This is a genomic window from Moorena sp. SIO4E2, assembly GCF_010671945.1.
Taxonomy (GTDB): Bacteria; Cyanobacteriota; Cyanobacteriia; order Cyanobacteriales; family Coleofasciculaceae; genus Moorena; species Moorena producens.
Window position 1 is genome coordinate 1 of the sequence record NZ_JAAHIE010001038.1, and the last position, 1,880, is coordinate 1,880.

General features: G+C 44.7%; 1 protein-coding gene and 1 pseudogene. One reads left to right on the top strand and one right to left on the bottom strand.

Features of this window, described 5'->3' with window-relative positions:
• Nucleotides 1-360: 360 nt before the first annotated feature.
• The gene (locus F6K37_RS40330) at nt 361-1,572 is read left to right on the top strand and encodes an RNA-guided endonuclease InsQ/TnpB family protein (RefSeq protein ID WP_008177823.1); all 1,212 of its coding nucleotides are present in this window, start codon (nt 361-363) and stop codon (nt 1,570-1,572) included.
• Nucleotides 1,573-1,588: 16 nt separating this feature from the next.
• Here F6K37_RS40330 and F6K37_RS40335 read toward each other — a convergent pair.
• Nucleotides 1,589-1,880: pseudogene (locus F6K37_RS40335) on the bottom strand (aldehyde dehydrogenase); the annotation flags it as partial.

Here is a 1,880-nt window from a genome sequence, read left to right on the forward strand (position 1 = left end):
TGATCGCTTCCGTTGTGGGGACAGGTTACTCAAGAGGATGCGCACTGACCCAAACTTCAGCCAGTGGAGTCGCTCTCGGGATCCCGAGGGCATCACTTGGGAGTATCGGCAAGGAAAATATTTTCCTTTACTTAATCACCAATAGTTCATTAGTCTCAAACGGAGTCAGCAGATGCGTTCGCGTAGCGTGGCCGTAGGCCAATCGCGCCCCGCGTGACCTACGGTCAATCGCATCTGCTTTACCAAAAATTTTGGGTCTAAAGCCCCGTCCTTCTAGGACGGCTTTTTTCTTGGACTATTACTTTACAGTTTTATACAACTCTGCTAATATAAAAGTATATAAAATAGGGTCGAAATTCGGTGATTATTTTAGAGTTTAAAGCGAAAGGGAAAGAGTCCCAATACTCAGCCATTGACGAGGCTATTCGGACAGTTAAATTTATCCGAAATAGCTGCATCCGTTTATGGATGGACAATAAAGGGACTGGAAAAGGTGATTTGAGTAAATACTCTAAAATCCTTGCCAAGAATTTCCCTTTTGCGAATGAGTTAAACTCTACTGCTCGACAAGCTGCGTCTGAGAGAGCATGGTCATCGATAGTTCGCTTTTACGATAATTGTAAGAAAAAAGTCTCAGGCAAAAAGGGTTTTCCTAAATTCCAGAAACGCGCTAGATCTGTTGAATACAAAAAGTCGGGATGGAAACTGTCACCTGACAAAAAGTCAATAACATTTACGGATAAAAAAGGGATTGGGAGGCTTAAGCTCAAAGGTACCTGGGACTTGTGGCGCTTTGATAAGAAGCAAATTAACCGGATTCGGATAGTCAAGAGAGCTGATGGGTACTATGTTCAATTTTGCGTTGCAGTCAACGTGAAAGAAGACGTGGAGCACACTGGCGAAATGATCGGATTGGACGTAGGACTTAAAGAGTTCTATACAGACTCCAATGGTCACTCAGAACCTAACCCCCGATTCTACCGGAAGGGAGAAAAGCGACTAAAGTTTTATCAACGTCGAGTATCTCGCAAAAAGAAAGGCTCGTCCAATCGCAGGAAAGCCATTAATAGACTGGATAGGCATCACCTCAAAATAAGTAGGCAACGTGAAGAGCATGCTAAGAGACTGGCACGTTGCGTAATCCGATCTAACGATTTGGTCGCCTATGAAGATTTGAGGGTCAAGAACCTAGTTAAAAATCATTGTCTAGCTAAGTCTATTAATGATGCAGGTTGGTATCAATTCAGAAAATGGTTAGAGCATTTTGGTACTAAGTTTAGCAGGATAACTGTTGCGGTGAATCCTGCTTACACCAGTCAAAACTGCTCTGATTGCGGTGAGGTAGTCAAAAAGTCTTTATCCACTAGGACTCATGTCTGTGAATGTGGATGCGAACTTGATCGCGACCACAATGCTGCAATCAACATTCGCAATAGAGCCGTAAGTACGACGGGGCACGTCGGAACTTGGGTTATCGACCCGAACGCTTCAGGAGATTTGGCCTCTACTCTTCTTGGTTCCGGCCAGGTTGAGCAAGTCGGATCGTTGAGTGAAGAATCCCCGCTCTTATAGGGCGGGGAGTGTCAATTGGACCATCTACCGTTGGCTGGGTAGCAGTCATGGCATGGATGGTAGTCATTAACCCTTCCGCTAGCCCAAAATTGTCATTAATCACTTTAGCAATGGGAGCAAGACAGTTAGTTGTGCAACTGGCATTGGAAACGATACTATCAATACCTGGGTTATAGGTATCGTGATTGACACCCATCAACAGGGTGGGAACCAAATCAGGGTTTTTAGTCGGAGCAGAGATTACCACCCGCTTCGCTCCCGCTTCTAAATGCTTAGAAGCCCCATCATAGGTGGTAAATAGACCTGTA